At 75.6% G+C, this 6,617-nt stretch carries 3 protein-coding genes and 1 pseudogene; 1 reads left to right on the top strand and 3 read right to left on the bottom strand.

The genetic code is table 11. The annotated features are described in order from the left end of the window. A pseudogene (locus AB0J67_RS25270) lies at window positions 1–190 on the bottom strand (hypothetical protein); the annotation flags it as partial. 214 nt (window positions 191–404) lie between these two features. Between AB0J67_RS25270 and AB0J67_RS25265 the strand changes: the two are divergent. Further along, window positions 405–3,212 (top strand): glycoside hydrolase family 9 protein, encoded by a 2,808-nt coding sequence (locus tag AB0J67_RS25265; protein WP_363485920.1) that lies wholly within the window; start codon window positions 405–407, stop codon window positions 3,210–3,212. Between the two features lie 79 nt (window positions 3,213–3,291). On the opposite strand, the gene AB0J67_RS25260 is transcribed toward AB0J67_RS25265, so the two are convergent. Both AB0J67_RS25260 and AB0J67_RS25255 read right to left on the bottom strand, forming a co-directional pair. After that, the gene (locus AB0J67_RS25260) at window positions 3,292–4,629 is read right to left on the bottom strand and encodes an extracellular solute-binding protein (protein WP_363485921.1); all 1,338 of its coding nucleotides are present in this window, start codon (window positions 4,627–4,629) and stop codon (window positions 3,292–3,294) included. Window positions 4,630–4,631: 2 nt separating this feature from the next. Further along, window positions 4,632–6,515 (bottom strand): substrate-binding domain-containing protein, encoded by a 1,884-nt coding sequence (locus tag AB0J67_RS25255; protein WP_363485919.1) that lies wholly within the window; start codon window positions 6,513–6,515, stop codon window positions 4,632–4,634. Window positions 6,516–6,617: the final 102 nt, after the last annotated feature.

The following is a 6,617-nucleotide window of genomic DNA, read 5'->3' as shown; positions in this document are numbered from 1 at the left end:
GTCGCCGCGGCCGACGACGACGGCGGTGTCCGGCCCGAGGATGGCCGGCCTCGGCCGCGGCGACGATCTCCTCGGGGGGTGTCGCGCCGGTACGCAGGTACGACAGGCGCGCGCGATCGACGACGACGGGCCCTGCGCCGGACTCGGACGCCGGCAGGGCGGCTACCCGCCCGGTGGCCGCGCCGAGCACCGCGACACACCGGCCGGTGGCGGGTCCCCTCCCCGCCGCCGGCCGGCCCGTCAGGGCGCCACGTCGCCCGAGGCCCGTCCGCCCCTCACCGCACCGCTCGACCCACCCGGCCGAGTCCGCCCCGCTCAGGGCCGCCCGCGCTCCGCCGGCCGACCCGGTCGCGGCGCGGCCGGCACCGTCCGCCACGACTCCTCCCCGATCCCAGGAGCCACCGATGAGACGCCCCACCCCCCGGCACGCGCGCGTGGCAGTCGCCGCGGCAGCCGTGACCGCCCTGCTGTTCCCCCTGCTGCCGTCCGCGCCCGCCGCGGCCGACGTCGACACCAGCCCCGTCCGGGTCAACCAGATCGGCTACCTCACCGGGGCCGACAAGATCGCCACGGTGGTCGTCTCCGGCGGGGCCCGCGCCTGGCAGGTGCGCCAGGCCTCCGGCGGGGCCGTCGTCGCCTCCGGCACCACCAGCGTGTACGGCAGCGACCGGGCCTCCGGCGACACCGTGCACAAGGCCGACTTCAGCGCGCTGACCACGCCCGGCAGCTACGTGCTGTGGGTCGACGGCGCGGGCACCAGCGTGCCGTTCCTGATCTCGGCCAGCTCGCTTTACCCGGCCCTGGGCCGCGAGGCGATGCAGTACTTCTACTTCCACCGCATGGGTGCCGCCGTCGAGGGGCAGTTCCTGCAGAACGCCGGGCACGCGCACGCCGCGCTGCACCCCGGCGACGAGTCGGTGCCCTGCTTCAACAGCTGGTGCGGCAGCCAGCGCCTCAACGTGCGCTACTCGTGGGCCGACGCGGGCGACTTCGGCATCTACGCGGTCAACCACGCGGTGTCGGCCTGGACGCTGCTGAACCTGCTGGAGCGGCGGCCGTCGGCGTACCCGGACGGGTCGCTGGCCATCCCGGAGCGGACCAACGGCCGCCCCGACCTGCTGGACGAGGTCGAGTTCGGCTCGCGCTGGATGTCCGGGCTGCTGCCGTCGACCGGCCTGGCCTCGCACAAGGTGCACAACCACGCCTGGAGCGCGTTCCCGGTGACCTCGGTCGACTCCGAGAACGGGCTGGCCCGGTCGGCGATGGGCCCGTCGACGAACGCCACGTACGCCGTCGCGCGAACCAACGCGCAGCTCGCGCGGGTGCTGGCGCCGTACGACGCGGCGCGGGCGGCCACCCTGTGGGCGTCGGCGAAGGACGCGTGGACGCGGGCCGAGGCGCAGCCGAACGTGGACTACAACACCACCTCCGACGCCGAGGGCGGCGGCGACTACGGCGACACCAAGAACAGCGACGACCGGTACGCCGCCGCGGCCGAGCTCTACCTGACCGCGCTCAAGCGGTCCGACAGCGCGGTCGGCGGCTACCGCACGGCGGTCACCGGCTCGCCGCACTACCGCGAGATGGGCCAGTTCGACTGGGCCGAGGTCGCCGCGACCGGCACGCTCTCGCTGGTCAGCGTCGCCAACGACCTGCCCGCCGCGGACCTGGCCGCGATGCGCGCGAACGTGCGCGGCTTCGCCGACCAGATCGTCACGACGCTCGGCGGCGAGGGCTACCCGTCGCTGATCAGCGGCGCGTCGGCGTACCCGTGGGGGTCGAACTCGTTCATCGCCAACCGGATGCTGGTGCTCGGCGTCGCGTTCGACGTGTCGGGCAGCCTCGGCTACCTCAAGGCGATGAACCGGGCGATGGACTACCTGATGGGCAACAACGCCATGCGGCTGTCCTACGTCACCGGGTACGGCGAGTTCCACGAGACCGACCTGCACGACCGCTGGGCGTGGGGCAAGTACCCGGGCCTGGCCTACCCGAAGGGCTGGCTGTCCGGCGGGCCGAACAACGAGCTGATCAACGACCCGGCCACGCCCACCGGCCGCCCGGCGGCGAAGTCGTACGCGGCCAAGAACACCGCGCCCGACGCGTGGGGCTCCAAGGAGAACACGGTCAACTGGAACGCGCCGCTGGTCTGGGTCGCCACCTACCTCGACGCGACCACCGACTACCTGGTCGGCGGCCAGCCGGTGGACACCGCCGCGCCGACGGTGCCGGCCAACGCCCGCGTCACCGCCACCACGCAGACCACTGTCGCGCTGGCCTGGGACGCGTCCACCGACAACGTGGGCGTGACCGGGTACGACGTGTACCGGGGCGGCACCCTGCTGGGCACCGCGACCGCGACGTCCTACACCGACACCGGGCTCACCCCGGCCACGGCGTACCAGTACAGCGTGCGGGCCCGCGACGCCGCCGGGAACATCTCGGCCGCCTCGGCGGCGGTCACCGGGACCACCCAGCCCGGCGACGTGGTGGCGCCGAACCCGCCGGCGTACCTGCGCACCACCGCGACGACGAGCAGCTCGGTCACCATCACCTGGGATCCCGCACCGGGTGGCGCGTACGACTACGCGGTGTACCGGGGTGGCGTGCAGGTCGCGGTGGTGACCGGGACGTCGTACACCGACACCGGGCTGAGCCCGAACACGGCGTACTCGTACACGGTGCGCGCCCGCAACGCGGCGGGGGACCAGTCCGTCGCGGCGGGGCCGCTCACCGCGACCACGCTGCCCGCGCCGACCGGGAGCGGGCTGACCGTGCGCTACAAGAACAACGACGGCTCGGCGACGGACAACGCGATCCGCCCCGGCCTGCAGGTGGTCAACAGCTCGACCGGCTCCGTCGGCCTGACCACGGTCACCGCCCGGTACTACCTGACCCGGGACGGCTCGGCCGGGGTCACCGTGTACTGCGACTGGGCCCAGGTCGGCTGCGCGAACGTGCGCACCACGGTGGTGAACCTGGCGACACCGGTGGCCGGGGCCGACACGTACATCGAGGTCTCCTTCACCGGCGGCACGCTCGCCGCAGGCGCCTCGACCGGCGAGATCCAGCTGCGCGTGCACAAGTCCGACTGGAGCGCGTTCAACGAGGCGAACGACTACAGCCGGGGCACCAACACCGCGTTCGCGGACGCGCCCGCGATCCCCGGCTACCTCGGCGGCGTGCTCTCCTGGGGCACCCCGCCGGCGTGACCGGCCCGGCCGGGGCTCCTCCAGGGGAGTCCCGGCCCTGCCAGGTCTTCTTTGGATGAACAGGCCCGGGGCTCGTCGGTCAGGGGAGCCTCGGGCCGCCCGGCGACCCGGACAGCGCCGCGCGCAGCGCGTCGGCGAACCCGTCCGGCAGCCGGCCGCCGTGGCGCAGCGCGTACCCGACTCCGCGCCGGAACACCTCACTGAACTGGGCGTAGCGCGGGGTGACCGGCCGCAGCCGGGCCGCCTGCACCGCCACCAGCAGATCGTCGGCGTACGGGAACGACTCGCGCACGCCCGCGTCGCGGTAGACCAGCTCCCGGGTGGCCGCGAAGCCGCCCCGCTCGAACAGCAGCTGCTGGCTGCGCTCACCGGTCAGGAACTCGACCAGCCGCAGCGCCGCCTCCGGCTGGTCGGTGCCCGCCGCCAGGGCGAGGTTCTGGCCGCCGAGCACCGAGTCGGTGATCGGCTGGGTGCCGATCCGCAGCGGCGCGGCCCCGGCCTCGGCCGACACGAGCTGGCTGTACGCCACCGGCCAGTTGCGCATGAACAGCACCCGCCGGTCCTGGAAGGCCAGCGTGCCGGCCCGCTCGTCGAAGCCGAGCGAGGCGGGCAGCACGGCCCGCGGGTTGCCCTCGGTCATGCCCAGCGCGAGCTGCGTCAGCGCGGCCCGGGTCGCGGGGGAGTCGACGACCACCTCGCCGTCGCCGTCGACCACGTCACCGCCCGCGGCCCAGATGGCCTCCAGTGCGTTGACGGTCAGGCCCTCGTAGTCGCGCAGCTGGCCGGTGTAGCCCGCCTCCAGCCCGGCGGGCGGGCCGCCGGGGCGGGCGAACACCTCGTTGGTGATCGTGCGGATGCCCGCCAGGTTCGTCGGCGGCTCCGGCCCGGTCAGGTCCTCGTGGTAGAACAGCAGCCCCGCGTCGGTGTTGAACGGCAGCGCCCACAGCCTGCCGTCGTACCGGCAGGTCGCGAGCGGCTTGTCGAGGAAGCCGGAGGTGTCGGTGGCGGACTCGTCGAGCGGCCGGATCCAGCCCGCCTCGGCGAACTCGGCGGTCCAGGTGACGTCCAGGTTGTACACGTCCACGCCGCCCCCGCCGGCCTGGGCGCGCCGCACCATCTCGGCGCGGTGCGCGTCCGCGCCCCCGCCGACCTCGACCAGGCGCGCGTCCGGCCACCGGGGGTCGGCATTCCACTGCTCGATCAGCGCGCGCCGCTGGCCGCCGGTGCTCTCGTCGGCGCCGCTGAGCACGATCAGCTCGCCGGGCTCCAGCGCGCCCGGCCGGGGCGCGGGCGCGGCCAGCACCACGGCGGCCAGGTAACCCGCCACCAGCCCCACCGCGAGCCCCGCGACGCCGACCGCGGTGGTGCGATGCCGGCCGACCTCGGCGCGGACGCCGCCGAGCAGCGCACCCGTCATGGTCACGCCCCTTTCCACAGCAGGGAGAAGATGTCGGCGACCGCGCCCGGCAGGCTGTCGAAGCTCGCCTGCCGGCAGGTGCCGCCGGTGGCCTCGGCCAGCTCGGCGACGGCGCCGCCGCAGCTCGCCTCGCCGACCGCGACGACGAACACGCGGACCCCCTGACCCCGGATGCGGTCCAGCACCTGGGCGCGGCTCGGCCCGGAGCCGGTGTCCTCGCCGTCGGTGAGCACCACGAGCGCCTGCACGGAGCTCGTGTCGGCGCGCACCGCGGGCACCGCGTCGGCGACGGTGCGGTAGAGCGGGGTCGGCCCCTGCGGCCGGATGCCGCGCAGCACGGTCTCCACCCGCTGCGCCGTCAGCGGGTCGGCACTGATCGGGAACAGCTGGCGGGCCCCTCCCACGCGCGGGAAGGCCCACAGGCCGAACTCGTCGGCGGGCCCGCGCAGGCGCAGCACGTCCGCGATGCCCGCGGCGGCCACGTCGTAGCGGGTCCGGCCCGTCCCGGCCACCGGCGCGGCCATCGAGCCGGACGTGTCCAGGGCCAGCAGCACCCGGCCGGGCCGCCGGGCCCGCTCGTAGGCGTCCAGCGTCGCGGCGAGCTGGTCGCCGGGCGGCGGGGCGCTGACGAACTCGACGGCGGGCAGGTCGCTGCCGCGGTCGGCGGTGCGCAGGCCGACCGCCGCCAGCGCCGCCCGCCCGTCGGGCGTGTCCAGCCAGTCCAGGAAGGCGCGCGCCTGCGCGTCCTGCTCGGCCGACGCGTCGGGCCAGCCGATCCGTACGGCGGGGAAGTCCAGGCCCAGGGTGTCGGACGGGTACACCGCGCGCAGCGGCGGCCGCCGCCCGCCCGGGGTGCACGGGTCACCCAGCTCCCGATCGCGCTGGTAGCGCAGCAGCTGCTGCTCCGTGACGACGAGGCCGGTCGCGGTCGTGCCGCCCGCCGCGTGCCGGCACAGCAGGTCCAGCTCGTCGCCGAGCGGGAGGCCGCCGCGATCGAGGCCCTGGGCGAGGCGGCGTTCCAGGTCGACCGGGGGCAGGCCGCCCGCGTACATGGCGTGGGTGGCCAGGTGGCCGGTCAGCGACACGGCCGGGTCGGGTCGGGCCACCGACCAGCCGAACCGCTCGCCGGCGCCCAGTAGCTCCGCCCAGGTGCGGGTGCGCGGCCCCGCGCCCACCTCGGTGCCCTCGGGCGGCAGCGCCAGCACGATGGGCGTCGCCGCCACCGGCCGCACCTCGGTCGCGACCGGCAGCGCGGACAGGTCCGCGGTGAAGTGGGTCGAGCCGGGCAGCCACAGCTCCGGCCGGGGCCCGAGGGACAGCAGGTGCTCGGCGCCCCAGCCCAGCCGCACGGCCTCGGCGGTGAGCGCGGGGTCGGCGGCGTACACGAAGATCGCGGCGGCCCGGCAGCCGTGGCCGCCGTCGCTGTGCTCGGCGAACGCGTCGGCCAGCTCGCGCGCGGTCGGCAGCTGCTCGGCGGTGGTCGCCAGCCGCAGCGCGACCGGCGGCGGGCAGCCGTCGAGCTCCAGCCGGGCCCAGGACACGGCCCTGGGCAGCGCCAGCACCAGGGCGAGGCAGACGGCGAGCCCCAGGGTGAGGCGCGCCAGCATGGTCAGCACCCAGCGGACCCGCTCCCAGCGCACCGTGCGCAGCACCCGCACCACGTCGAAGCCCCGGTCCAGCAGCCGCGCCACCACCGCCGACTGCGCGGCGACACCGCCGGCCAGGGCGCCCACGATCGCGCCGAACCAGCCCAGGAACGTCTCCGGCACGCCCTGGGCCAGCACGGTGACCAGGCTCAGCAGGCTGACCGCGACGAACGAGACCATCTCCCGGTCGGGTCCGTCCCGCCGCGCGGGCGGCTCGCCCGGATCAGCAGGGGAGGGCACCGGGCCGGCTCCGATCGTCCTATGGCGACTGTGTCGCATCGATGTGACGACGGTAACCGATCCGGGCGAGCGCCGCTGTGCCGCGGCCCGTACACCTTGTCC

The sequence above is a fragment of the Catellatospora sp. NPDC049609 genome (assembly GCF_040675365.1).
Taxonomy (GTDB): Bacteria; Actinomycetota; Actinomycetes; order Mycobacteriales; family Micromonosporaceae; genus Catellatospora.
The sequence above is the reverse complement of the archived record's forward strand: the minus strand, read 5'-3'. Positions and strand labels throughout refer to the sequence as shown.

Bases quoted from the DNA above. Each gene is read 5' to 3' on its own strand.
- AB0J67_RS25260 (WP_363485921.1), bottom strand. From the start codon at position 4,629: ATGACGGGTGCGCTGCTCGGCGGCGTCCGCGCCGAGGTCGGCCGGCAT.
- AB0J67_RS25265 (WP_363485920.1), top strand. From the start codon at position 405: ATGAGACGCCCCACCCCCCGGCACGCGCGCGTGGCAGTCGCCGCGGCA.